Genomic DNA, 24,553 nt, shown 5'->3' on the forward strand with positions numbered 1-24,553 from the left:
GTGGAAGCAGTGGAAGAAAATCTCAGCACGGTTTGAGAATTTGAGAAGGTTGGGATTGGATAAAGAACAGGCGTGGCAATATGCCAACACAAGACGGGGATATTGGCGCATAGCCGGAAGTCCAATTCTGCAACAGACGCTAACAGACAAATACCTCGTATCCCTAGGCTATATGAACATAGCGAAGAAATACGAGGTATTGCATTTACGTTAAATTATTGAACCGCCGTATACCGAACGGTACGTACGGTGGTGTGAGAGGTCGCTAAATAAACTAATTATTTAGCTCCTACTCGATTGCAAAAAGAAGAGCAGTAGATCTTAACCTGCGCTTATATTAAAGGAGGAAAAATAATGCCATCGAAAATTAGAAAACGTGGAGAAAATACGTATGAATTAGCTGTGACGAATGGTTATGACTATTACAACAAACAAATTGTTTATCGTAAAACCGTAAAGGCAGCCAATGATCGTGAGGCGAAAAAATTATATTATGAATTTGAAAGTTCGGTTTTGCAGGGAAATTTGACGCAGACGGTAAAAATAAAGGTTGGTGATTTTGCGTTGCAGTGGTATAAAGAGTATTGCGAGCCTAGGCTGGCTGGATCGACGCTTCGAAATTATAAACGCTGCTTGCAGCAACGAATTATTCCAGCGATAGGGCATATAGATATTCGTGTCTTACAGCCGTTTCACATCATTCCTTTTATCAACGGATTATTGCAAACTAGTTCCAGATTGGATGGGAAAACGGAAGATGTTAATGGACAGGCGGCAATGTATTGCTATCGGGTACTGTCTTCAATGCTTTCGATAGCTGTAAAGTGGGGTGTTATCCCAGCTAACCCCTGCGAGAAGGTTGATCCGCCTAAAATACAAAAGAAAATAATTTCATCCTACAATATACAGGAAACGCAAGGGTTATTGAGTGCGTTGGATCAAGTGCCAATCCGAGAACGAATGATGATTACCTTAGCATTGTGTACAGGCATGAGATTGGGGGAGCTTTTAGCATTGCAGTGGTCTGATATTGATTTTATGGCGGAGACAATGCAAATTGTTCGAAGCTGTCAGGCGATACCGCATCAAGGATTATCGACCAAAGAACCTAAGAATGTCAGTTCGATTCGGTGTGTTACATTGCCGGAATCGACCATACAAATGCTTATTCAATATAAGCAATGGCAGGATAATGAAAAAATGCGGACAGGGAATGAATGGACGGAGCAGGGCTGGATTTTTTCTACGGAAAAAGGTTTGTTAATACATCCGTCAACCTTGTCGCATTGGTTTAAACGTTTTTTAGAAGAGCATGAATTGCCACAAATGCCATTTCATGGATTACGACATACGTCAGCATCCTTGCTTTTAGCAGCAGGGGCGCCGATTAAAAATGTAAGTACAAGACTAGGGCATTCAGACATCCGCACGACTGGGAATATTTATGCAAAATCTCAGCAGAGTGCAGATAAAGAGATTGCAGAAAAAATGGATGACATATTAAAGAGCGCGCCTATTAATCCTGTTGATAAATAATAAAAATAATTACCACCTAAACTAAAAAACTCCAGATTTATTAGTTTAGGTGGTAATTATATAAATTACTTTTATTTTTAATTGGTAAGGAGATCATATGCAACAGATAATTTTCTAAATGCGGTGCTAAGTTGTTGCTCGTTAGGTTGTCGTTCAAGGGAATAAAGAATATATGAACGAACATCATTTAAATTAAACCTCTGTATATAACGACATACCGTAGCATCTTTTTTTTGAATAGTGTCATTTGCAGACATAATGGAGGTAATCGTTGCTTGTAAGTCAGTACTTATTAAAGTTCCAGGGTGTGATATTATATTGGCAATTGTATCAGTTAAAGGTAATCTTTTTAATAAGCGAGTTTTTTCGAATGTTTCCAATTCGCTATTTTCAATATTTGTTTGTGTTAAGTATTTTAACTTTGGATAATTCCCATTTAATGTTAATATGAATCTTAAGGCTATAGTAATATCTATCTCTTTATTAGTAACGTAATCTTTAATATAGTTTTTGAGTGTGGGGATTGTGATTTCTGTTTCTTTCCCTACAGACACGACCCAGTTTTGACTACATAGTTCTTCTGGATCAGTAGGTAAGTCTTTTATTCCCATAAAAATTTTATCTAAAGAACCTTTTTGCCCCTTAGTAACAATTAAGTCTTTGATAACATGTTGATATCTTCTGAGTTCTATTGGAGTTACGCCTTGATCGATTTCTGCTAATTTATTATATATGCTGGAATAATTATTTGTTTTTATAAGTGTGAAAAAACATTGAAAATCATCTGAAAAGATAACATTTTCATGGATGTTATCTCCGGCTGATTCATCATATTGAATAATAATGAGTTTTTGCCGTAGTTGTGTTTTTTCGTGATTACCTAATGACGATATGAATGATTTTAAAATATGACGAATATTTTCATCGGTAAGGGAGTATCCTAAAAATATAATCGGAGAATGTAGCATTTCTGAAATTATTTTTGCACTAATCAGAACAGAGTGTTTTTCAAATGTTAAATAATCATCTTTGGTGAGTACCAATGAATTTGGTTCAGAAATACATCCATGTATTTTAAATAGTTCGGCATAACCAAGAGTTGCTTGGAAAAGTCCATTTTGGCCAATATACGTAGCAATAGAATGGTTATTTTGGTTATATGAAGTCTCAATAAAATTATCATAATTTGTTGTAAAAATAAGTCGAGTTTTAAGAAGAAGTTTTTGAAAAGCCTCTAATTCTGTTTGTATAGTTGGTTCATTTTTTATTTGTAGTCGCGAAAAGTTATTTGATAAATATTTCTTAAATGGAGAAAGGTTTTCTCTAAAAGCCATTTCTTGTGATAATCCATCAATAGGGAGTTTTTCATCAAAAAATAGATTATCGATATTTTTACCGATAATTTGTGCAGCTTCAGTATTTAGTTCAAAGCGAAGAGCATCTTCTTGTAATGTAGGTTTTTTAGTTAATATATCTTTTTTTAATTTATTTAATTCTGCGAAAAAATCATGACCATCACTCTGGAGTTTCCAAAGGGCATTCAGTAATTCTTCCCAAGAGGGATAGTCCACAATATATCTTTTGGATAGTCCTGCGCCGATAAATAAAATAGGGAATTCATTTGCGTCTCTCAATATATCAAATATGGATACTTCACTTGTACTCAAGATAATACATCCCCTTAAGATAGTTTGTTTTCATTATACTGTTAAAAGGTGCAATTTGTCTCTTAGATAATTAGAATATTTTATTAAATAAGTTTTAAGGCGCAAAATAAGGCGCAAGAATTAAAAATAGACAACAAAAAAGCCTCCGATAACCTCGGAGGCCTTGATTTCACTGGAGCTGGCAATAGGAATTGAACCTACGACCTGATCATTACGAATGCGGGTAATTGTGTTTTGTAGTATTTTTATATAGTTAAAAAAAGTTGATATCATTGGGGCTATCCAATGATGTCTTTTTTTTTATTGGTAGTAGTTTCTAGGTTTTTTCAAATAATAAGGGACAAATAAGGGACAAAATAATTGTTGTTTTAGTCGATAGTATTTTGTAAAAAAAAATATTGGTAAATAATAACCAAAAAAAGTATTGTTAAAATCAATATGATATGATATTATCTATTTATAAGGTTATTTACAACCAAAATAAAGATTAAACTAAACCTTAAAAAAGGAGACAGGCTAATGAGTACTAATCAAATGATTGAAAAAGCTAGAGAAGCATATCTTGAAATTTTTAATGTTTTACGGAGCACAATGGATATAGATGAAGAGACAATATTTTCATTTTATGAATATCTGAACAAAGATAGATATTCGCTAAAAGATAGAAAATTTATTAAAGACCTAAAAGATAATGCTGAAATTGATAAAATTATCTATAAATACGGCAAAGATGTTTTTGAAAGTGGTATATGGGATGCACTGAGCAATAATTCCAGTAAGAAAAATTCCACATTTTTGACATCTGATGCTTTGGTAAAATTGTCATTAGCAATTTTAAATATCCAAAAAAGTGATAAGGTAATTGATTTATGTAGTGGTATAGGTAATTTTTTTAGATTGGGAAGTATGATTGAATCCAAAGCTTTTTACCAAGGAATAGAAATAAATACACAAGTAGTCGAATGGTCGAAAATGATTTGTGAAAAATTAAAGGCAAAAGTGAGTATTGAACAGGGAGATGTTTTGAGATGTGTTCTTGAAAATAAATTTAGTAAGAATTTTGATAAGGCATTTTCAAATCATCCAATAGGAATAAGAATAAGAGAAAGTTTAGATATCTTGCAAACGTTACTCCCGGATGCGCAAGGACTTGGTAATATGAGAGGAATGTCATCAGAATGGTTGTATGTAGCTGCATTGTTAAAAACTATTAAAAATACAGGTAAAGCAGTAGCTGTTATGCCAGATGGACCTTTGTTTTCACCTAAAGATATAAATATTCGCAAATGGTTTTTTGAACAAGGCTATTTGGAAACTGTTATTTCGTTGCCAGCTAAAATGCTGATTAATACTGTAATGCCTGTTAATTTAGTGGTTTTAAGTCATGATAATGCTAAAGTTAGAATTATTGATGCCAGTGATATATGTAATAAGGGACGTCGATATAATACGCTTAGTGACAAAAATATTGATGAGATTATTTTGCTATTAAATACAAATACTGAACAAAGTAAAGAGATAGATAGTAAGGATTTTGAAGATAATGAGTATGAGTTAAATCCATCGAGATATTTTGTTAAAGAATTTAAGTTTGAAAACGGTGTAATATTTGGTGATATTATTAAAAATATTACTCGTGGAGCTCAAATTAAAGCTATAGACTTAGATAAAATTACAGTTGATGAAGAAACACCATATCATTATTTACAACTATCAGATATTAGTGATGGAGTTATTAATGAAAAATTACCATATATTACCGAAATTGAAGCTAAGCAAGATAAATATTGTGTAAAATCAGGAAATTTAATTATGTCTAAGATAGGACAGCCTAAATATAAATTTGCAATAGCCGATGTTCCAAGAAATAAAAAAATATTAGCTAATGGAAACCTATTTATAATTGATATTAATACAGAAGTAGCTGATCCATATTATATCAAAGCATTTTTTGAAAGCAATATAGGAACAGCATTGTTACAAACTATCACTGCTTCAAGCACTATTCCAACAATAAGTATTGATAAGTTAAAAAAAGTAGTTATTCCACTTCCTGATATGTATAAACAACAAAAAATTGCAAAGAAATATAAAGCTATTTTAGATGATGTATTAGCGTATAAAAAAAAGAAAATAGAAGCTATAGATAAATTAAAAAATATTTTTGAATAAAATTGGCAAGATTTTATTAAGATAAAAGTAGTGGTATTATAATATAAGGTTTTTGATGATATAAAAGTTAAAAAATGGGGGTTTTTATAAATGGCTACTAGTACAACTAATGTAGGTTTTGAGGAACAATTATGGCAGGCTGCTGATAAATTACGTTCAAACATGGATGCTGCTGAATATAAACATGTAGTTTTAGGGTTAATTTTTCTAAAGTATGTGTCTGATGCTTTTAAAGAAAAATATGATCAGTTAAAGGCTGAAGGTTATGGTGATGAAGAAGATCGTGATGAATATCTTGCAGACAATATTTTCTGGGTGCCTAGGGATGCAAGATGGGAAAATATAAAAGCACATGCTACCAATACAGATATAGGTGAAACAATTGATAATGCTATGGAGGCTATTGAGAAAGAAAATGATTCGTTAAAGAATATTTTAACCAAGAATTATTCTCGTCGTGAACTAGATAAGACTAGACTTGGTGAATTAGTAACATTGTTTACAAATATAGATGTGGGAACAAGTGCAGCACAGGAAAGAGATGTATTGGGTAGAGTATACGAATATTTTCTAAGTAAATTTGCATCAGCAGAAGGCAAATTGGGGGGGGAATTCTATACGCCATCATGTATTGTACGTACTTTGGTAGATATGATAGAACCGTTTAAAGGACAAATTTTTGATCCGGCTTGTGGGTCTGGTGGTATGTTTTGTCAGTCGGCTCGTTTTGTAAAGGAGCACCAAGGCAATATAAGAGATATTTCTATTTTTGGACAGGAAAGTAATCCTACTACCTGGAAATTGGCTAAAATGAATCTTGCGATTAGAGGTCTTGAAGCAAATCTAGGCAAACATAATGCAGATTCATTTCATGATGATCAACATAAAACATTAAAAGCAAATTACATTTTAGCTAATCCGCCTTTTAATATATCAGATTGGGGCGGCGAAAGATTGCAAGAGGATGTTAGGTGGTCTTATGGAATTCCGCCAGTTGGTAATGCAAATTATGCATGGTTACAACACATGCTTCATCATTTGAATCCTGTCGGAGGTGTTGCAGGTACTGTATTAGCAAATGGTTCTTTAAGCTCGAATACATCGAATGAAGGTGAAATTAGAAAGAATATGATAATTGGTGATGTTGTAGAATGTATTGTTTCTATGCCTGGTCAACTTTTCTATTCCACAGGTATCCCAGTTTCTCTTTGGATAATGAGGAAGGGAAAGACTAGTGCAGCAAAAGGAAAAATACTTTTTATAGATGCTCGGAACCTTGGATTTATGGTTGACCGTAAGGTTAGAGAACTATCAGAAGATGATATAAAAAAAATTGCTTCTACATATCAGAATTGGAGGCATGGAAAAGATTATGAGGATATTCAAGGATTCTGTAAATATGCAACTTTGGAAGACGTTGCAGAACAGGATTATATCCTAACTCCTGGTAGATATGTCGGTATAGCAGAGCAGGAAGATGATGACGAGCCATTCGAAGAAAAGATGACAAGACTTACTTCAGAACTTTATGATTTGTTTGATGAATCTCATAAACTAGAAGATGAGATCTGTAAAAAGCTTGCTGCTATTGGCTATAGTAAATAAGATAAATTGTGATTTATCGGTCTATGACAATTGAGTTGATATAAGTTTTATTAGTGGTAACATACCTATTACAAAGGAGGTATTTACCATGAATCAAGAGATCATTAACTCAGTTATGTACCAAATGAATCGGTTTTTAGATAATCAACAACTTATGGAACTAAAGAGAGTTCTGGAAAATGTCATTAATAAAGAGGAAATAAGTGAAGATGATTCCTTTGAACTTTTGAAGCGTTTCATATCAACAAAGAAGCTCGAAGGACGTTCAGATAAGACTCTGAAATACTATAAGAGTACCGTTGAGAAAATGTTATTGGTAGTAGATAAAAATGTTAAGGCTATTACAACAGACGATTTAAGGGAATATCTTACAGATTATCAAAGTAGATCAACGGTCAGTAAGCAAAGTGTTGATAATGTAAGACGGAATCTTTCAAGTTTCTTTACTTGGCTTGAGGATGAGAATTATATACTGAAAAGCCCTGTTAGAAGAATTCACAAGATTAAGACAACCTCTCCGGTTAAAGAAACGTATACTGATGATGAGATGGAGAGACTTAGAGATTCCTGCAAGGAAATCAGAGATTTAGCGATGATTGATCTTTTATCATCAACAGGTATGAGAGTTGGTGAGTTGGTTTTGCTTAATCGAGATGATATAGACTTCAACGAACGAGAATGCATTGTACTTGGTAAAGGTGATAAAGAGCGAAGGGTATACTTCGACGCGCGGACAAAACTTCATCTTCAGGAGTATTTGAAAAGTAGATCAGATACTAATCCGGCATTATTCGTTGGATTAAGAGCACCGAATGAACGACTTGAAATTGGTGGCGTTGAAGTCAGAATTCGTAAGCTTGGAAGAGATATAGGCATTAAGAAGTGCCATCCCCACAAATTCAGAAGGACAATGGCAACAGTAGCAATAGATAAAGGAATGCCAATAGAGCAAGTGCAGAAACTCTTAGGGCATGAGAAGATAGATACGACTCTTCACTATGCAATGGTGAAGCAGAGTAATGTAAAGAATGCACATAGAAAATACATTGGGTAGGTGATAACGAAATGAATTATTGTGAGATGCAATTGGTGGATGTAGTTAATATAAAAACTGGAAAACTTAACTCGAATGCAGCCGTTGAAAAGGGCGAATATCCTTTTTATACATGTGCTCCTTCTCCGTTGAGAATAGATAAGTACAAATATGATCAAGCAGCAATATTACTTGCAGGAAATAATGCTGAAGGCAATTTTCATATTAACTATTTTGAAGGCAAGTTTGAAGCATATCAAAGAACTTACATTATTGATTCTAAAAATGAAGATAAGTATGACTTGAAGTACCTTTTTTATGCGCTAAAAGAATGTTTGCATGAATTTAAATTAATGTCACAAGGAACATCAACAAAGTTCTTAACAATGGCGATTTTGAATGGGTTTAAATTAAACATACCGGACATAAATGAGCAAAGGAAAATTGCAGGTATATTGTCTAGTTTGGATCAGAAGATTTCAAATAATGAAGCGATAAATAGGAATTTATTGGATCAAGGAAGAGTTTTATATGAAGAGTTAATAGCAGGTTATGAGGTAAATTCAAAACTTGGTGACTTAATAAAGAGTATTGAAACGGGTAAAAGACCTAAGGGAGGAGCACAAGAGGTTGGTGTTCCTAGTATTGGTGCTGAAAAGATAGAGTGTTTTGGTGTTTATAATTATTCGACTGAAAAATTTATTGACGATGACTTCTATCGAAATTTGAAAAAAGGACACGTCTTATCTGGTGATGTGTTGCTTTATAAAGACGGTGCTTATACAGGAAAAACATCTATGGCTTTAGATGGATTTCCACATGAAAAGTGTGCGATAAACGAACATGTATATAAGTTGAATACTCTAAATAATTTATACCAGTTCTTTCTTTATTTTACTCTGGATAATGATAAAATTAAGGATTACATTTATACGTTAGCATCAAGTAAGGCTGCGCAACCCGGGTTAAATCAAAATGAACTTCGCAGTGTTGATATAGTGTTGCCAGAAGAATCGGTTTTATTAGAGTTTGAAAATAGAGTATCAGACATGATGCACTTAATTGCTTCGAATGCAAAAGAGAGTAGGAGTCTTTCGATTATTAGAGACACTCTTCTGCCTAAGCTTATGTCAGGTGAATTGGATGTTTCAGAATTAGAAGTTTAGTGCGATAAATTTTAATTTATATTTTTCAGTATTTTATATTAGGGGGAGAAAATGAATTTAGAACAAGAATATAGTATAAAAAAAGAAACGATTTATACGCTCGGAGAATTTAGTATTTTATGGTGTTATTTTGAACAAAGAAAATTTGGCGCTGAAACAAGTCCATCAAAAATGATAGAATGGGCTGAATGACAAGTGATTACTTCTAAGATAATTGATCTTTGCGAAAACATAAAGCAAAAGGCGATAAATTATTTGAAACATATTGATGATCAAACCATAGAAACGAGAATTTATAGTGAGAATAGACAGCCAAATGTTCAGCAGAAAAAATTAATTTCTGATTTTTTAGAGGGTAAAGCTGATAATCCATTACCAGGTTGTTCACTTTTTATTTTAAGGATACGAAATAATATGTTTCATGGGCTTAAGGATATATATACACTTAACGAACAACAAGAAATGTTTATCGGGATCAACTCATTTTTAAAATTCATATTAAAATAACATATGAAAGGATGTGAAAACAGTGTCTGTTAATGAAAATACATTAGAACAAGCTATTATTTCAGAGTTACAGGAAAAGGGTTATGAATATGTATATGGCCCAGACATCGACAGAGATTATCATGAGGTAATCTTAGAAGATTGCTTTCGAGCATCAATGTTAAATATAAATCCAGGCATAACTCAAGAGATAATTTCTGAAACATATAAAGAAATTAAGAACCTAGGGCTTTTAAGAGCTGAAGATCTAAATGCATCATTTCATAAGTATATTGTGGAAGGAGTGCCAGTACCATATCAGAAAGATGAAGAAAATCGTACATTTACTGTAAAATTAATAGATTTTGATAATCCATCTGCAAATGATTTTAAGGTCGTAAATCAATATACGATTATTGAGTATAAGAATAAACGTCCAGATATTTTGGTATTTATCAATGGAATACCCATGATTCTTTTTGAATTAAAAAATATGGCTAAAGATAACACTACAGTTGAACAAGCATATATGCAAGTTAAAAATTATCAACTGGATATTCCAATCTTGTTTAATTACAATGCCTTTAATGTTATTAGTGACGGTATTGATACTAGGGTGGGAACTATTACATCTGATTATACTCGCTATATGGCATGGAAATCAGAGAATGGTGAAAAGCCCGCAGAAAATTCGACGGATTTTTTTACAATATTACTTAATGGAATGTTTCCTAAAGAACGATTGTTGGACATAATCCGTAATTTTATTGTGTTTCAGGATATTCAAGGAAAAACTATAAAAATATTAGCGGGCTATCATCAGTATTTTGCAGTGCGTAAGGCAGTGCAAAGAACCAGAATAGCATTAGAAGAAAATAGTCATAAAGTTGGTGTTGTTTGGCATACTCAGGGTAGTGGTAAAAGTCTTTCCATGGTATTTTATTCTGGATTGGTTGTGAGTAATCCAGAATTTGAGAATCCAACTATCGTTGTGCTTACTGACCGTAACGATTTGGACAATCAGCTCTTTGGAACTTTCAGTGCTAGTTCAAAGCTGCTTCTTCGTCAAATACCGAAACAGGCAGAAAGTAGAGAGCATTTAAAAGAATTGCTGAAGGTTAAGGCTGGCGGAATTATATTTACGACTATTCAAAAGTTTGAAGAAAACGATGATATTATTAATGACCGTAGTAATATTATTTTTATGGCAGACGAAGCACATCGTTCTCAATATGGTACGGAAGCTAAATTTGATAGAGAAACTGGTGAGTGGAAATATGGGATGGCAAAACATATGCGTGATGCTCTTCCAAATGCTACATTTATTGGTTTTACTGGAACGCCAATCGATATGAAGGACAAATCAACAATAGAAGTTTTTGGTAAATACATAGATATTTATGATATGACACAGGCTGTTGATGATGGTGCAACTGTACCAATTTACTATGAAAATAGAACCCCAAAATTGAAGCTTAATGAAGAAGTTTTGAAACAAATAGATGACGAATATGCAAGATTAGTTGGCGAGTCTACAGAAATTGAAATTGAAAAATCAAAAACTGATCTTTCAGGTATTGAAGCTGTTGTTGGTTCGTCAGATCGTATTAACATGCTGGCTAATGATATTATAGCTCATTATGAGGATCGTCAGTATGTTTTGACTGGTAAGGCTATGATTGTTTGTATGACCCGTCGTATTGCAATAAATTTGTACAAGACATTATTAGAAAAACGTCCTGAATGGAATAAAAAAGTTAAAGTGGTTCTTACATCTAGCAATCAAGATCCAGAAGATTGGCATGATATCATTGGGAATAAGGCATACCGTGATGGCTTAATGATTGAATTCAAAGATAACGACAGTGATTTTAAGATTGCTATAGTTGTAGATATGTGGTTAACAGGATTTGATGTCCCCTCAATGGCAACAATGTATATTGATAAGCCAATGAAGGGACATACATTAATGCAGGCTATAGCTCGTGTAAATAGGGTGTATAAAGATAAAGAAGCTGGATTGATAGTAGACTATATTGGAATGGCGGCAGAATTGAAGATTGCTTTAAATCAGTATACTAAACGTGATCAGGATAAGGTGCCGGATCTTAATGTTGTATATTCTATTGCTATGGCGAAATTAGAAGTTATGCGCGATATGTTCTATGGATTTAATTATAGTAGTTTTTTTGGAGAATCTGATATACAGCGGTTAAAAGTGATTGCTGATGGTGTTGAATTTGCTCTTGGATTTGAAGAAGATGAATCAAAAGAATATATTAGAGAAGCAACTGCATTAAGTCAAGCAGAAACGCTTTGTCGAAGTCTTATAGATGATCATGATAAAAAAGAAATTGAATTTTTTAAATGTGTAAAAGCAGGAATCTGCAAAGTTGGTGGTAAGGGTAAAATTACATCGAATGAAATTAATGCTCGTATTATAAATATGCTTGAACAAGCTATTGAACAAGATGGTGTAGTAAATATTTTTGAAAAATCTGGGCAAAAAAATCCAGAGATTTCTTTATTATCAGATGAATATATGGACCAGGTGCGTAAGATGAAGCATAAAAATATAGCAGCAGAAATGTTGCGTAATCTATTAGAAGACAAAATTAAAGTGTTTTCAAGAACAGGTATTGTAAAGGCACAGCTTTTTTCTGAAAAAATGAAGAATGTACTTAAGCGATATAATAATAGGATGGTAACAAGTGCAGAGGTCATTGAGGAACTTTTAAATCTTTCCCAAGAAATAGCAAAAGCATACGCTGCTGGAGAGGTGAAAGGTTTAAGCCCAGAAGAACTAGCATTTTATGATGCTCTTGTCGCTGATCCAGAAGTACTTAAAAATATGGAAGATTCAACACTTGTTGAAATGGCTCATGAGCTAACAATACTTATCCAAAAAAGTAGAACTGTTGATTGGGATAAAAAACAATCAGTGCGGGCTTATATGCGCACTCAGATTAAACATTTGCTGCGTAAATATAAATATCCACCTGAACAAGCAAAAAATGCAATTGATACAGTTATTAAACAGGCAGAGTTAATGAGTGAAAACATGATTATATGAAATGTATTTAAATGAAGTTGTTAATAAATACGATAAAATGAAAAGAATAAAATATCGTTAAATATTGCTCTTAATAATGGAAGAAGTAAAGAAAATTGGTTAGCATCAGAGACTAAAAAAGCTACAGCTGCAATGTCCGATCAGAAAATGGTTTGTTATTTAAATAATTTGGATGATGCATTAAATACAGCAAATGAGGCATTAAATAATACTATTACTACAAATGCAGGAGTAATTAATCAAAATCCGCGATTGGATGGATTTATTGCAGAACAACATCATGCTCAAACATTTAATCTTAATGCTAAGGCAACTGGAAGTGAATATAGAGCTGAAGTTTTAGAACCTGATGGAACAGGTTATGGTAAGAATTCCGTAGATATTGTTATTAAAGACAAAAATGGGAAAATTGTTAAACGTTATCAATGTAAATATTGTAAAGATGCTGATTCAACTAATAAAGCTTTTGAACACGGGGATTATAGAGGACAACAAGCAGATATTAATGGGAAATCAACAAGTGTAATTGAGGCACCGGATGGGACGTGCAGTAATCCATTAACAAAATCAAAAGCTGAACAGATGAGAGATGAAGCTCAAAGTGGTAAATGGGATGATTTAAATTGGAATGAATATAAAACGAAAGATCTTGCGATTGGTATTGGTAAACAAGCAGGACATGTGGCTCTTCAAGGTGCAGCAATTGGTGTAGGAATGGAAATTGCTAGTAAGCTTTGGAATGATGAAGAAATAGATAGTAAAGAAGTTATTGATCAAGCTATTAAAACGGGAGCTGATATGGGAGTAAAAGCAGCCGCTTCTGGAGCATTGAAAGTAGCTTCTGAAAAGGAAATTATCTCATTAATTCCAAAAGGAACACCGGCAGGAACAATTGCTAATATTGCGTATGTAGGAATTGAATCAGCAAAAATTGTTGGAAAAATTATGACAGGTGAGCTTTCATGTAGTGAAGGTATTGATAAACTACAACAAACAGCAATAACTACGACATCTGGGTTAATAGCGATGGGAGAAGGTGCAGAAATTGGAGCAGCAGTTGGAACTATATTTGGCCCAATTGGGACAGCATTTGGTGGGTTTATAGGTGGTTCAGTAGGTTATATGGCAGGCTCAAAAGTTGGAGAAATAGTTTCAAAGGGAGCAAAAAAAATATGTAATGTAGCCATTAATGCAGTTAGTTCAATTGGATCGACGCTTAAGAATGTAGGCAGTGCAGTTTGCTCGGGACTACGCAGTATATTTTTTTAATTATTAGGTTGATTTTTATAGCAAAAAAAATTATATTATAATGCCGCTAGATTTTGCAAGTTCAATACAGGTCTAGCGGTATTTTTATATATAAAGTGTGATTAAGAAATTACTGAATAAATAAAAAAAAATAATTATATATTATAAAAATGATAAAGGAAATCTTGTAGATATATCACAATGATTTTTAGAGATTATAAATATATTTTACATTATTAAGAAGGAGAAATTAATTATGAAAACAGGCAGAAACATTGAAGAATTGGGTAAAGAATTATTACGTCAGAGAGAAATTAGAAAGGATTATGTAGCAGATACCAGATATCTAACAGTGGTTACAGATGAATATGGACAGTCGAATATGCAAATAGATTTAAATGGAGATATGGTTCATTTGACTTTAAATGATTTAGCCCATAGCCAAATTGCAAATAGGCTGCAAATTCCGTTAAAGTACTATAACAAGATGCGTAAAGAAAATCCTATCCTGCTAGATATGAATATTAACGGTTGGTTTAGAAAAACACCAGAAAAAAGAATGGTCCGTACCTTGGATAATAAGGTACGGGCCTTTTTGTCGGATAGATATAGACGTTTGGATAATTTAGAATTGGCAACGACTGTACTGCCTATTATTCAAGAAATAAAGGGAGCACAGATAATTTCCTGTGATGTTACTGAAACCAATATGTATTTAAAGGTCATAAATAAACGGTTAAAAGCGGAAGTCGCTGTAAATGATGTTGTGCAGGCTGGTTTTGTTATATCAAATTCTGAGGTAGGACTTGGTTCTTTAAAAGTGGAGCCATTAATATATCGTCTTGTATGCAAGAATGGTCTTATTGCTAAGGACTATACACAGAAAAAATATCATGTTGGTCGGCAGATTGACACAATGGATGCTGCTTATGAAATATATTCTGATGAAACACTAAAAGCAGATGATAAAGCATTTTTTATGAAAGTTGAAGACACTGTAAGAACAGCTGTTGATGAAACCAAGTTTAATCTTATTGTAGAGAAATTTAGAGATAGTAAAAGACAGTCTACAGGTAGTGATCCGATAAAAACAGTAGAAATACTAGCAGATAAATATACTTTAAATAAAAATGAAGAAGCCAGCATATTACGCCATTTTATTATGGCGAATGATAATTCTGCTTTCGGTCTTATTAATGCAGTTACTCGTGCTAGTCAGGATGTAGAAGATTATAATCGGGCAACAGATTTAGAAAGAATTGGCGGAGAATTATTGGCATTGCCTAATAGTAATAAAATATTAACGCTGCCTAATAGAAGTAATATGATCGATATAACTTCGCAGGTAGAATTAGCATAAAATTATGTCCAAATGTCATGGATGTCCAGTAAAAATAGGGTGTATATAGTGGTTAAATATATTTATACACCCTAAAATCATTGGACATTAGGACATAAAAAATGAAAGTAGGGATTTATATTATGAGTATATCAATTTGTTTAGCATATAATGATTTGCAGCTTATCTTGGCTGATGATAATGGTAATTTAAATATAAATTTACAGGGAAAGCATATTAATATCAATTTTATATTAAATCCAATGCAGGCTAAGATCCTGGCAGAAAATACAGCAATCATGACAAATAAATTACCAGTATCAGTAAAAGATGAAAATGGTAACCTAGAAACCATATTTAAAAAATAAAATATAATAAAAATATTACGTTTATATATAAATATAAGTATATATAGGATATAATATACAGTAATGATAATTGTAAACGAAAGGGGTATAGATATGCTGCCTAATCCATATCGACCAGGTGCTGGTATGACACCTGCCTATTTAGCAGGTCGTGAAGAAACTATAAATGAAGCACAAAGCATTTTAAAATCAGTAAGTGTTGGTTTTGCTGTTCGTTCAGTAATTTATTATGGATTGCGAGGGGTTGGTAAAACAGTTTTATTAAATCATATTGAAAATATGGCTAATGAAATGGATTTGCCATCAGAATACATGGAAATATCTGAACGAGGCTATTCGTTTGGACAACATCTTATCTTGCATGTATCTAAATTGATAAATAAACTTAGTATAAAAGAAAATATTACCAGTCATGCTAAAAAAGCATTATCTATATTAAAAGCCTTTTCATTAAAGTATTCCTATGGGGATGATATTTCTATTGAAATTGGTCCTAATATAAATCCGGCTACTGGGATATCTGATACTGGGGATCTAGCTAATGATATGACAGAATTATTTTTAGCATTAGGAAATATTGCTCAAAAAGAAGAAAAGGGTGCAGTTATTTTTATTGATGAGATTCAATACATGAAAAGCAATGAATTTGAAGCTTTAATGGCTGCATTACATCGGATAAATCAAAAAGGTTATCCATTAGTTATATTTGCCGCTGGATTACCCAAGATAGCAAAAATAGCTGGTGATGTAAAATCTTATGCGGAAAGATTATTTTCTTTTATAGAAATAGATTCATTACTACCTAAAGAAGCAATAGCCGCCCTAATAGAACCAGCTAAACGTTTGAATATAAGCTATGCTGATGATGCATTGCAGGAAGTTATAGCAATTACCGAAGGATATCCATATTTTCTGCAAGAATATGGAAAATGGATATGGGAAAGCAATAATGATGCTAAAATTATTACTAAAGCTGTTGTAAAAAATGCCTATGAAAAGTTTGAGCAAAGTCTTGATGCATCGTTTTTTAAAGTACGACATGATAGAGCAACGCCAAGAGAAATAGAATTTATGACGGCAATGGTTAAATGTGATAATCTTCCTTGTACCACAAAAGAGATAGCGGCTATAATGCAGGAAACCACACAATCCATATCACCGCTTAGGGCGCAGCTTATCCATAAAGGCTTTATATATGCAGCAGAACGTGGAACAGTAGATTTTACTGTTCTACAATTTGATAAATATTTAAAACGGGTTCATGCTATAGATTAATAATAGTTAAGATTATTATTAACTTATATTTGCTTTATTTAATTAAAATTTTATGGTACTTAAATAATTAAGCTTAGTATTAAATGAATAAATTATATAATTGCTAAATTAATCCCCCTTATGTCAGTATAAAATTGACGCAAGGGGAATTTATGTACTGTCAATAAATTGTCTGGCATTATCTTAAAATTGACCATTACTGAAAAAATATTCAGTAATGGTCAATTTTAATTTATGAAAAAACTGTCATAATGATAAAGGAAAGGAGTATTACACCATGGCTATACATATTGACAATAAACTTTTAGGGATAAAAATATCATATTACAGAAAACGTAAGGGGTATACTCAATATCAATTGGCAGAGCGTATAAATATTAGTCAAAGCTATATGGCAAAAATTGAATGTGGCTTCTTATCTAACTGTGTATCATTGGGTGTATTAAACAATATAGCTAATGAACTTGAGGTTAGTATAGATAAGTTAATAAGTTTAGATTAAATCAAGGAGGAAAAAGAATGTCAGACAAAAGGAATGATGGAGAAATCATGGGGCCATTAAAGCGAAGCTGGCCTATTTATAAAAATTTATTTAAAGTACTTCCAATAATTGTTTATAGATTTATAAAAGAAAAATTATCAAAATAAAAGTAGGGAGGATTTTTAATGTTTCATTTGCCGGATTCTTTGGTTAGTATTATATATTTTATAGCAGTTCCAATATTAGGTATTGCTGGCACATACAGTTATATGAAATCTCATACTATAATATCTAATGGGCCAGAAGGTGAAGCAAAGGGATGTTTTAGTGTATTCTTGAGCTTTCTAATTGGAGCTGTAATTTTAGTTACAATTATATTAAAAATTATAGAAATGGGAATAGGTTTTTTAATTAGTCATTGGATTATATTTTTGATAGGTATAGTAATAATTGTAATCTTAGGGATAATTGGTTTGCGAAAAGTAGGTGATGAAGTAGAAGAAAATGATGATCGGTCAGAAAGGCTAGAGGATAAAAAAGATGATGAATAATACAAAAAAAATGTTGATGTCAATAATGTGCCTACTTTTAATACTACTAACATTAGGGTGTGGCATGTCAAAAGATGAAAAACAAAAGGATTTAGAGCATAAGATAGTTGCACTTAAAATTGCACTAGAAATGTATCTTGTTCCGAACTATTATGGTTTTACAAATAACTATACAGATAAAGCACTTCCGAGTAATGAAAGAAGTGAAGTTAATAAACAGATACAGGGAGCCGAAAAATCATTAGAAGATCTTAATAAGATTAATTTAATGTTTCATGGAAGTAAAACAATAAAGTTAGATGATAATAACGATGATGAAAAGAAAAGAGAATTTGATGCAATTTGTAAAGACTATGATAATGCTCAGATAAAATTACAAGAAATGATAAAAATAAAAATGATGTTTATGAAAAAACTCTTGGAGAATAATCCTAAATTAACGCAAAATGAAAAAACTCAAGGAGAAAAATTAAAATTATTAATGAAAGAATATGATCAATCCATGAAATCTGGAGATATGAAATTAAAGAACATGGTAAAAAAGTATAATATTTCATTACATGGAATGTAAGTAGCCGGTCATTTAATAAAATACATTATTAGTATAATCGCAGGGAATTATTTTTCCCTGCGATTTATTTTTATTTATAACCAGTAAATTGCTATTAATAATATATATAGGGATATTATTAATAAATTAATGCATGTCAGATTGTCATGTCTGTCACGCAAAAATAAAGTATAATTATAGTTTTTTAATTGATTTTATATACTATAAAATTGACTGACAGTCATGACATAAGTGATAAGAGAAATATTTTTATTAACTCAATAAGAATTATAAGGGAATAATTATAAAAATAATAGTTTGAATAAAATATTTATGTAAAAAGAAAGGAATAAAATTATGCCAGCAGTATATTTTGTTTGTCCTGACAATAGAAAAGTACCAATAGTGTCATGCCTTAATAATTGTCCACATAAAGAACGTTGTATGTTTTTGCCTACACTTCGGTCAATAGCGATATCTTCGGATAGAAAGTTATCAAAGCCTAGTGTGACAGAACTTATTGCGGGAACAAGGGAAACATATTTAAAACGGACGACAGATTATGCTATTGATCCATTTGATAGCTTATTTGCACTACATGGACAAGCTGTCCATTATATGAATTATAAAAAACAGGGAGATAATATTCTAGGAGAAGTACGGATGGAAGATGAAATAACCACTGGACAATTTGATATGTTTGGCTATGTATTGAATGATAAAAAATTGACATTAGGAGATTTAAAAGTTACTTCCAGCTATAAATTAATGAAAGCATTAGGGATATATAAAAAAGATGTTCCAACTGGTGAAGTATATAAAAGTGGGGTTAAAAAAGGAATGCCTAAATATAAGAAAGAAACTAGCTTTGACGGTGTCAGGCATGTCATGGATTGGGCATTACAACTAAATTATTATAGAATGCTGTTAGAAGATAATGGTTATGACGTAAATGACATGGTCATACAGGCATTTTGTCGAGATTTTAGTACCAGGGTAGCAATGGAGCGAAATATAGACAGGCCGCTTTATATTATAAAAATAAATAGAATCAGTGATAGGTGGTTACAACGATATTTTTCTTATAAAGCACAAAATTTAAAAGAAGCCTTGAATAATAATGATATTCCACCAGTATGCACAGCCAAAGAACGTTGGTATGACAGAAAATGTTTGGGGTTTTGCAATGTAGCAGATAAATGTCCATATGCACAAGTATTAAAACAACAGCAAGAAAAATTGGCTATGTAGGAGATATAAAATGGATAATAAATGGTGGTCGATAGTAATTATTATTGCAGAAGTAATAATAGCAGCAATAAAAGATGAAAAGAAAGATTAATAGCCATATAGTAAAAAGCTATATGGCTGTATTTATATCATAGCAATAACATAATATATTGATTATGTCAGGATGGCATGTCTGTCAGCTTAGAATAATAGGTATGTATACCTATTATAAAGTTAAACCTATAGTACTAAACAGTGTGACAGACATGACATCCTGACATTTTAAAATGAAAGGACAACCTATTATGCAAAAATTAGCTAAAAAACTTATTGAGGTTATGGAAGAATGCGCCTATGTTACTAAAAATGGAGTTAATAATTTTCATAAATATAAATATGCAACCAGTGCTGATGTATTAGAAAAGGTAAATACAGCGATGGTTAAACATGGGGTTTGTACAATTGCTATACCAGAAATAATAAGTGTTGATGAGATTACTACAGCTAAAGGTAATATTGAACGACTAGCTACGGTAAAAATAAATATTACTTTTATAGATAAAGATTCTGAAGACACTATTACGATAACAGGCTTAGGTTCAGGACAAGACGCAGGTGACAAAGCTGTCATGAAAGCTCAAACAGCAGCAATAAAATATGCGTACATGTTGTCATTTGCTATTGCAACTGGGGATGATCCTGAAGCTGATGGTAAAACCGATCAAACTAATATTGTACAAGTTAAAAATACACCAAAGAAAAACCCTATAGGTAATAAAACGGTAAAAGCAGCTTGTGTTGAATGTGGAATAGTATTATCTGATAAGGTGAAAACGTATTCTCTAGAAAAATATGGTCGATGTCTTTGCATAGAATGTCAGAAAAATATTAAAGTGAGTGCATAATCATATAAAACAGTATTTTCTTTGTATTAAAAGATGTGCTGAAAAAAACGTCCAAAAATAAAATATAGATAGCATGTTAAATAATAACTTTTTTGGTAAAATTATAGTAATATCATATTATGAAGCTTACCTGTATAAATTTTAAATATTAATGAACGACTAATAAATTAATATTTAATTTTTGGACGTTAAAAAGAATAGGAGAATATATTATATGAAATTATCTAGTGAAGATATTGATAAATTACTTGATTTTATTATAAAAAATAGAATTTCTAGTAAATTAATAAGAACAGTTCAAAGTTTTTGGGAAAATCATAAGTTTATGTGTCAACGTGTTATAGTAAATAAAAAATTTTATAATGATAAAGAAAAGTGTGCATATAATAGATATGATTTTGGAAGTGATTTTAAATATGGACAATATAAAAAATCTGATTTGGTAAAAGAAATAATTGGTTTTCATAGATTGGAAGAAAATCAACCTATTTCTGAAACTTTAGATTATCAAGCAATATTTAAAAATGGTTTTGCCAATAAAATATATAATTTGTACAATATACAAAAATTAACATATACAACTGAAAATGATTCTATAAAACCGGATGAAATTTTGCCATTTAATCTTATTAATAAGCTTTATTCAGATAATGCAATAAAGCAAGAAGTAGTTGAAAAACTAATCATTTATTGTAAGCTGATTAAATTCTTTTATAAGAAAAAACAAGATGGTATTTCTTTATTTACTAAGGATGGTTCAGATTTAAGTAAAGAAGGCTATTCTATTCTTATTAATAAATTAATACCATTGTTATATAAAGAAATTGATCCGAGCTTAGTAGTATATGAAATGTCATTAAATAATATGGTAGATATAATGCTTAATTGCTATAAAAATTTTTATGATTTTGCTTTATATACAAAACGAATTGATAATAACACATTATTTATAGATATTACTCAAATTATGAACATGCTTAAAGAAATTGATTCAATAATGTATAAAAAATATAATATGATAAATAAAAGGTTCAATACCAATTCTAAAATGACATATATTCCTTTAAAAATAACAGAAGCAGAAAAAACGTATATATCAACGAAATTAATTGTCTATCGGCATGTTAATAAATGTCATAAGGAAGCGTTTAATATTTTTCTGGAAGTTATAAATAAATATAAAGATGTAGAAAGAGAGATATATAGCAAGATTGTTAGTATCTCCGATGATGAAAAAATTCATATAAAGGATGATAGTGAACGTGTTATTAAATATATTTTTCATTATTATAGATCATTTTTTGAAGATTATTTTTCACAATATAAATCTAGAGACTTAAGAACGCCTGTTTTTCGTACTATACAGTGGATACGTTATATATATGGGGGAAATAAGGAGAGCTTTAAAGTAAAATACTTATTACTTTATTTAAGAATATTTTTATTTGTAAAAAAAGAAATTCCTGATTTTGATGTTTTTTATGTCTTGGGACAATTAAAGAAAATATATAGTAATTCTAATAATAACTGCAATTATAATATATCTGAAAAAGATTTTTATCTTCTTAATATATTAAATGTTTTTGCTATAGAATCAACTTCACCTGGAATGGGAAAGTTAGCAGAATCTTATTATCGTGGGCTTAGTTATGAAAATGAAATAAAGGAAATAATATATAAAGATATCTATACATATTTTAATGCTGCATCTGTATTACATTTCTTTATAGAACCAATAGTAACGTTGGATAATACATTTGTTGAATACTATAAGGATAGAATTGAGGCAAGTTATTTATAAAAATATAGCAGCCATATAATAAAATATGGCTGCTATATTTTTATGAAATAATCAGTAGTTATACTTAAATAAGTTATTATTTTCACAAAGGTGCAAAATATAATTTTATTTTGGCTATTATTTAGGTTTGAATAAACCGTTATCATAAAGCTTGTAAGGCAGATAAAAAGGAGGTTACAGAAATGCTAGAAAACATATTTCCGCATGGTCTAAAAAAAAGTCTACCCAATAAGCTGGAGTCCCCAAAATTAGCAGATTGCAAGCTACTGTGTAATTACGCATTAGGCGATTTTACCTTGGAAAGTGAAAGTTCGATAGGTGATTTCTTGGGTACGGTATTAAACAACAAGAAGAGTAATGAAAAAATTACTGACAAAACTACCATTATTGATGTGACGGGGGCCCCTCTAGGTATTCCCAATAAACAACAGGTAAATATAGGTTCCTTACAAGAGAATATTACACCGAAGCTATTGTTCGAAGGGCATATCGAAATTTGCGAAAATCAGGTTGTACACGAGCTTGATGGCAGTACTGTTAGAAGTTATGTGGTACAGGTATCTAATAACCGAGGCGTAATAAAAAAAGTTGATATACGGGAAAAAGAATATAGTCAAAAAGCATTTGCAATAATACAAAGCGAGTGCCCGGAAATTGTATTTAACTCTGCTGTTAAAAATAGCTATGCAATAATGCGTGATCACATGTCGAGGTTGCTTAGTGAAAAAATACAATATTTGCCGGAAAAGCATTTGTATAAAGCGAGTGGTTGGACAAAACTAAGTGGTACATGGCGTTATATGCATGGTGGTATGCCCAATGTGCATGCTGGACGAAAATTAGAAGAGGTAAGGAATATTAATGAAGCCTTTGGAAGATTTTTTACCTTGTCAAAAAATTTATTAAAACCAGGTCAGGAAGAGGAAAATTACCTAATATTTTTGCATTCGCATATAGGTTATTTGAGTCGGATACTAGAAGAAGCAAGATTTCCAGTACATTATATCTTATTTCTTAAGGGAAAAACTAACACAGGAAAAACTAGTTTATTATCGGAATTAAGCGGCGAAATTATGTACGAAAAACCGCCGATGGCTAGGCTCGAGGACACTAAATCATATCTAGAGGGTGTGATTGCTGAAATGCAGGATAGTTTGCTTTTAGTGGATGATGCCCACCCATCTCCTACGTTGCAAGGGGAGCGCGAAATAAAAGCCAATATAGAAACGATTGTTCGCGCTTATGGCGATAGTCAAACAAGAGGTAAACGTGGAGCTGATCGGCAAAAATTAGAAAAAACTAAAATCTCAGGTGCAGTATGGATGACTGGTGAATATCTTCATTTGGCAGCTCAGAGTTCGGTTTTACGAGTATTAGAAATTACCCTGAATGATAATGCAGTTAATAGGGATACCCTGACGATTTTGCAGCAAAATAAGGATATAGCGCGCCAGTATTACTCTGGCTACATTTACTTCATTGAAGCTAACTTCGAAAAATTAGTGAGATATTTTTTTGATACACAGTATAGTATGCGAAAAAAATGGGCAGATTTGCTGAAAACAGATATTGCAAGAACAGTTGATATTGCGGTATGCCTAGAGTTTATAAGTTATTCCATTGTAGAATATGCAAAATATTCCCAGCAAAATATAAGCAATTGGTGTACGCAGGTAGAACAGGCTATTCAATTATATCTGATTAATAAGGTAATGATTGATAAAAAAGCGGATCCGATTTTTGTCTTCAAGCGTATGGTTCGTGAATTGTATGATGCCGGTGAATTAAGATTAGCACCGAATAAAGATGTTTTTCGTAATAATATGGAGTACATTGGATATATTGAATCTTCTATAATGTATATTATTAATGCCAAATTAGCGAAGAATATAAAAAATAAATGTTTAGAAAATGGGATAGCATATTTACCGCCCAAAGTGCCTACTTTGTACGCCGAAGGTCTATTAGCGTCAGATAAAGTGAAGAGATTTTCACTTTATCGTGTAGATAACAGTCGGCCAACTATGGTGGAAATATTTATGGATAAAATAATAAATGATGAATAAG

Annotated in this window: 22 protein-coding genes and 1 pseudogene; 21 read left to right on the top strand and 2 right to left on the bottom strand. The window is 31.7% G+C overall.

The annotated features are described in order from the left end of the window. Together HNR32_RS13835 and HNR32_RS06150 are read left to right on the top strand one after the other, a co-directional pair. Positions 1 to 214 (top strand): annotated as a pseudogene (locus HNR32_RS13835) (group II intron reverse transcriptase/maturase); the annotation flags it as partial. A gap of 140 nt (positions 215 to 354) precedes the next feature. Next, on the top strand, positions 355 to 1,536 hold the full coding sequence (locus tag HNR32_RS06150) for a tyrosine-type recombinase/integrase (RefSeq protein ID WP_183860759.1): 1,182 nt from the start codon (positions 355 to 357) through the stop codon (positions 1,534 to 1,536). Between the two features lie 77 nt (positions 1,537 to 1,613). Here the strand turns inward: HNR32_RS06150 and HNR32_RS06155 are convergent, their stop codons facing one another. Both HNR32_RS06155 and HNR32_RS06160 read right to left on the bottom strand, forming a co-directional pair. Then, the gene (locus HNR32_RS06155; protein WP_183860761.1) at positions 1,614 to 3,203 is read right to left on the bottom strand and encodes an SIR2 family protein; all 1,590 of its coding nucleotides are present in this window, start codon (positions 3,201 to 3,203) and stop codon (positions 1,614 to 1,616) included. 120 nt (positions 3,204 to 3,323) lie between these two features. Then, entirely contained in the window at positions 3,324 to 3,476 is a 153-nt protein-coding gene (locus HNR32_RS06160) for a hypothetical protein (RefSeq protein ID WP_183860763.1), read from the bottom strand. A 246-nt stretch (positions 3,477 to 3,722) separates the two neighbouring features. On the opposite strand from HNR32_RS06160, the gene HNR32_RS06165 reads away from it, so the two are divergent. The 19 genes from HNR32_RS06165 (at position 3,723) to HNR32_RS06250 (ending at position 24,552) form a co-directional block, all read left to right on the top strand. Continuing rightward, positions 3,723 to 5,375, top strand: a complete 1,653-nt coding sequence (locus tag HNR32_RS06165; RefSeq protein WP_183860765.1) for an N-6 DNA methylase — start codon at positions 3,723 to 3,725, stop codon at positions 5,373 to 5,375. 90 nt (positions 5,376 to 5,465) lie between these two features. Then, positions 5,466 to 6,980 carry a type I restriction-modification system subunit M gene (locus HNR32_RS06170; RefSeq protein ID WP_183860767.1) on the top strand — a complete coding sequence of 505 codons (1,515 nt, stop codon included), beginning with the start codon at positions 5,466 to 5,468 and terminating at the stop codon, positions 6,978 to 6,980. Positions 6,981 to 7,068: 88 nt separating this feature from the next. Next, positions 7,069 to 8,034: a site-specific tyrosine recombinase/integron integrase gene (xerA, locus tag HNR32_RS06175; protein ID WP_183860769.1), complete on the top strand. Its 966-nt coding sequence runs from the start codon at positions 7,069 to 7,071 to the stop codon at positions 8,032 to 8,034. An 11-nt stretch (positions 8,035 to 8,045) separates the two neighbouring features. After that, positions 8,046 to 9,179: a restriction endonuclease subunit S gene (locus HNR32_RS06180; protein ID WP_183860771.1), complete on the top strand. Its 1,134-nt coding sequence runs from the start codon at positions 8,046 to 8,048 to the stop codon at positions 9,177 to 9,179. A 51-nt stretch (positions 9,180 to 9,230) separates the two neighbouring features. Further along, positions 9,231 to 9,371 (top strand): hypothetical protein, encoded by a 141-nt coding sequence (locus HNR32_RS06185; protein WP_183860773.1) that lies wholly within the window; start codon positions 9,231 to 9,233, stop codon positions 9,369 to 9,371. A gap of 63 nt (positions 9,372 to 9,434) precedes the next feature. Beyond that, positions 9,435 to 9,686 carry a hypothetical protein gene (locus HNR32_RS06190; RefSeq protein WP_183860775.1) on the top strand — a complete coding sequence of 84 codons (252 nt, stop codon included), beginning with the start codon at positions 9,435 to 9,437 and terminating at the stop codon, positions 9,684 to 9,686. 22 nt (positions 9,687 to 9,708) lie between these two features. After that, positions 9,709 to 12,738, top strand: coding sequence for a type I restriction endonuclease subunit R (locus HNR32_RS14345; RefSeq protein WP_183860777.1), 3,030 nt, complete (start codon positions 9,709 to 9,711; stop codon positions 12,736 to 12,738). 132 nt (positions 12,739 to 12,870) lie between these two features. Next, positions 12,871 to 14,007 carry a hypothetical protein gene (locus HNR32_RS06200; RefSeq protein WP_183860778.1) on the top strand — a complete coding sequence of 379 codons (1,137 nt, stop codon included), beginning with the start codon at positions 12,871 to 12,873 and terminating at the stop codon, positions 14,005 to 14,007. A 235-nt stretch (positions 14,008 to 14,242) separates the two neighbouring features. Continuing rightward, positions 14,243 to 15,346, top strand: a complete 1,104-nt coding sequence (locus HNR32_RS06205) for a DUF932 domain-containing protein (protein WP_183860779.1) — start codon at positions 14,243 to 14,245, stop codon at positions 15,344 to 15,346. 122 nt (positions 15,347 to 15,468) lie between these two features. After that, the gene (locus tag HNR32_RS06210) at positions 15,469 to 15,693 is read left to right on the top strand and encodes a hypothetical protein (protein WP_183860781.1); all 225 of its coding nucleotides are present in this window, start codon (positions 15,469 to 15,471) and stop codon (positions 15,691 to 15,693) included. A 93-nt stretch (positions 15,694 to 15,786) separates the two neighbouring features. Further along, positions 15,787 to 16,968 (top strand): ATP-binding protein, encoded by a 1,182-nt coding sequence (locus HNR32_RS06215; RefSeq protein WP_183860783.1) that lies wholly within the window; start codon positions 15,787 to 15,789, stop codon positions 16,966 to 16,968. Between the two features lie 277 nt (positions 16,969 to 17,245). Then, positions 17,246 to 17,470, top strand: coding sequence for a helix-turn-helix domain-containing protein (locus HNR32_RS06220; protein WP_183860785.1), 225 nt, complete (start codon positions 17,246 to 17,248; stop codon positions 17,468 to 17,470). A 17-nt stretch (positions 17,471 to 17,487) separates the two neighbouring features. Then, a complete protein-coding gene (locus tag HNR32_RS14105; protein WP_260162459.1) occupies positions 17,488 to 17,616 on the top strand; it encodes a hypothetical protein in 129 nt (42 codons plus the stop codon). An 18-nt stretch (positions 17,617 to 17,634) separates the two neighbouring features. Beyond that, positions 17,635 to 18,000: a hypothetical protein gene (locus HNR32_RS06225; protein WP_183860787.1), complete on the top strand. Its 366-nt coding sequence runs from the start codon at positions 17,635 to 17,637 to the stop codon at positions 17,998 to 18,000. A 64-nt stretch (positions 18,001 to 18,064) separates the two neighbouring features. Next, positions 18,065 to 18,571: a hypothetical protein gene (locus HNR32_RS06230; RefSeq protein ID WP_183860789.1), complete on the top strand. Its 507-nt coding sequence runs from the start codon at positions 18,065 to 18,067 to the stop codon at positions 18,569 to 18,571. Positions 18,572 to 18,907: 336 nt separating this feature from the next. After that, entirely contained in the window at positions 18,908 to 19,801 is an 894-nt protein-coding gene (locus HNR32_RS06235; protein WP_183860791.1) for a hypothetical protein, read from the top strand. Positions 19,802 to 20,067: 266 nt separating this feature from the next. Then, on the top strand, positions 20,068 to 20,685 hold the full coding sequence (locus HNR32_RS06240; RefSeq protein ID WP_260162461.1) for an ERF family protein: 618 nt from the start codon (positions 20,068 to 20,070) through the stop codon (positions 20,683 to 20,685). Positions 20,686 to 20,899: 214 nt separating this feature from the next. Beyond that, entirely contained in the window at positions 20,900 to 22,486 is a 1,587-nt protein-coding gene (locus HNR32_RS06245) for a hypothetical protein (protein ID WP_183860793.1), read from the top strand. Positions 22,487 to 22,668: 182 nt separating this feature from the next. Further along, a complete protein-coding gene (locus HNR32_RS06250; RefSeq protein WP_183860795.1) occupies positions 22,669 to 24,552 on the top strand; it encodes a hypothetical protein in 1,884 nt (627 codons plus the stop codon). The last annotated feature ends 1 nt before the right edge of the window (position 24,553 follow it).

The organism is Pectinatus brassicae (assembly GCF_014201835.1).
Taxonomy (GTDB): Bacteria; Bacillota; Negativicutes; order Selenomonadales; family Selenomonadaceae; genus Pectinatus; species Pectinatus brassicae.

What these genes read in the sequence shown, in the direction of transcription:
- HNR32_RS06150 (WP_183860759.1), top strand. Translation starts at nt 355, where the DNA reads ATGCCATCGAAAATTAGAAAACGTGGAGAAAATACGTATGAATTAGCT.
- HNR32_RS06160 (WP_183860763.1), bottom strand. Translation starts at nt 3,476, where the DNA reads ATGATATCAACTTTTTTTAACTATATAAAAATACTACAAAACACAATT.
- HNR32_RS06165 (WP_183860765.1), top strand. Translation starts at nt 3,723, where the DNA reads ATGAGTACTAATCAAATGATTGAAAAAGCTAGAGAAGCATATCTTGAA.
- HNR32_RS06170 (WP_183860767.1), top strand. Translation starts at nt 5,466, where the DNA reads ATGGCTACTAGTACAACTAATGTAGGTTTTGAGGAACAATTATGGCAG.
- xerA (WP_183860769.1), top strand. Translation starts at nt 7,069, where the DNA reads ATGAATCAAGAGATCATTAACTCAGTTATGTACCAAATGAATCGGTTT.
- HNR32_RS06180 (WP_183860771.1), top strand. Translation starts at nt 8,046, where the DNA reads ATGAATTATTGTGAGATGCAATTGGTGGATGTAGTTAATATAAAAACT.
- HNR32_RS06185 (WP_183860773.1), top strand. Translation starts at nt 9,231, where the DNA reads ATGAATTTAGAACAAGAATATAGTATAAAAAAAGAAACGATTTATACG.
- HNR32_RS06200 (WP_183860778.1), top strand. Translation starts at nt 12,871, where the DNA reads ATGTCCGATCAGAAAATGGTTTGTTATTTAAATAATTTGGATGATGCA.
- HNR32_RS06205 (WP_183860779.1), top strand. Translation starts at nt 14,243, where the DNA reads ATGAAAACAGGCAGAAACATTGAAGAATTGGGTAAAGAATTATTACGT.
- HNR32_RS06210 (WP_183860781.1), top strand. Translation starts at nt 15,469, where the DNA reads ATGAGTATATCAATTTGTTTAGCATATAATGATTTGCAGCTTATCTTG.
- HNR32_RS06215 (WP_183860783.1), top strand. Translation starts at nt 15,787, where the DNA reads ATGCTGCCTAATCCATATCGACCAGGTGCTGGTATGACACCTGCCTAT.
- HNR32_RS06220 (WP_183860785.1), top strand. Translation starts at nt 17,246, where the DNA reads ATGGCTATACATATTGACAATAAACTTTTAGGGATAAAAATATCATAT.
- HNR32_RS14105 (WP_260162459.1), top strand. Translation starts at nt 17,488, where the DNA reads ATGTCAGACAAAAGGAATGATGGAGAAATCATGGGGCCATTAAAGCGA.
- HNR32_RS06225 (WP_183860787.1), top strand. Translation starts at nt 17,635, where the DNA reads ATGTTTCATTTGCCGGATTCTTTGGTTAGTATTATATATTTTATAGCA.
- HNR32_RS06230 (WP_183860789.1), top strand. Translation starts at nt 18,065, where the DNA reads ATGTCAAAAGATGAAAAACAAAAGGATTTAGAGCATAAGATAGTTGCA.
- HNR32_RS06235 (WP_183860791.1), top strand. Translation starts at nt 18,908, where the DNA reads ATGCCAGCAGTATATTTTGTTTGTCCTGACAATAGAAAAGTACCAATA.
- HNR32_RS06240 (WP_260162461.1), top strand. Translation starts at nt 20,068, where the DNA reads ATGAAAGGACAACCTATTATGCAAAAATTAGCTAAAAAACTTATTGAG.
- HNR32_RS06245 (WP_183860793.1), top strand. Translation starts at nt 20,900, where the DNA reads ATGAAATTATCTAGTGAAGATATTGATAAATTACTTGATTTTATTATA.
- HNR32_RS06250 (WP_183860795.1), top strand. Translation starts at nt 22,669, where the DNA reads ATGCTAGAAAACATATTTCCGCATGGTCTAAAAAAAAGTCTACCCAAT.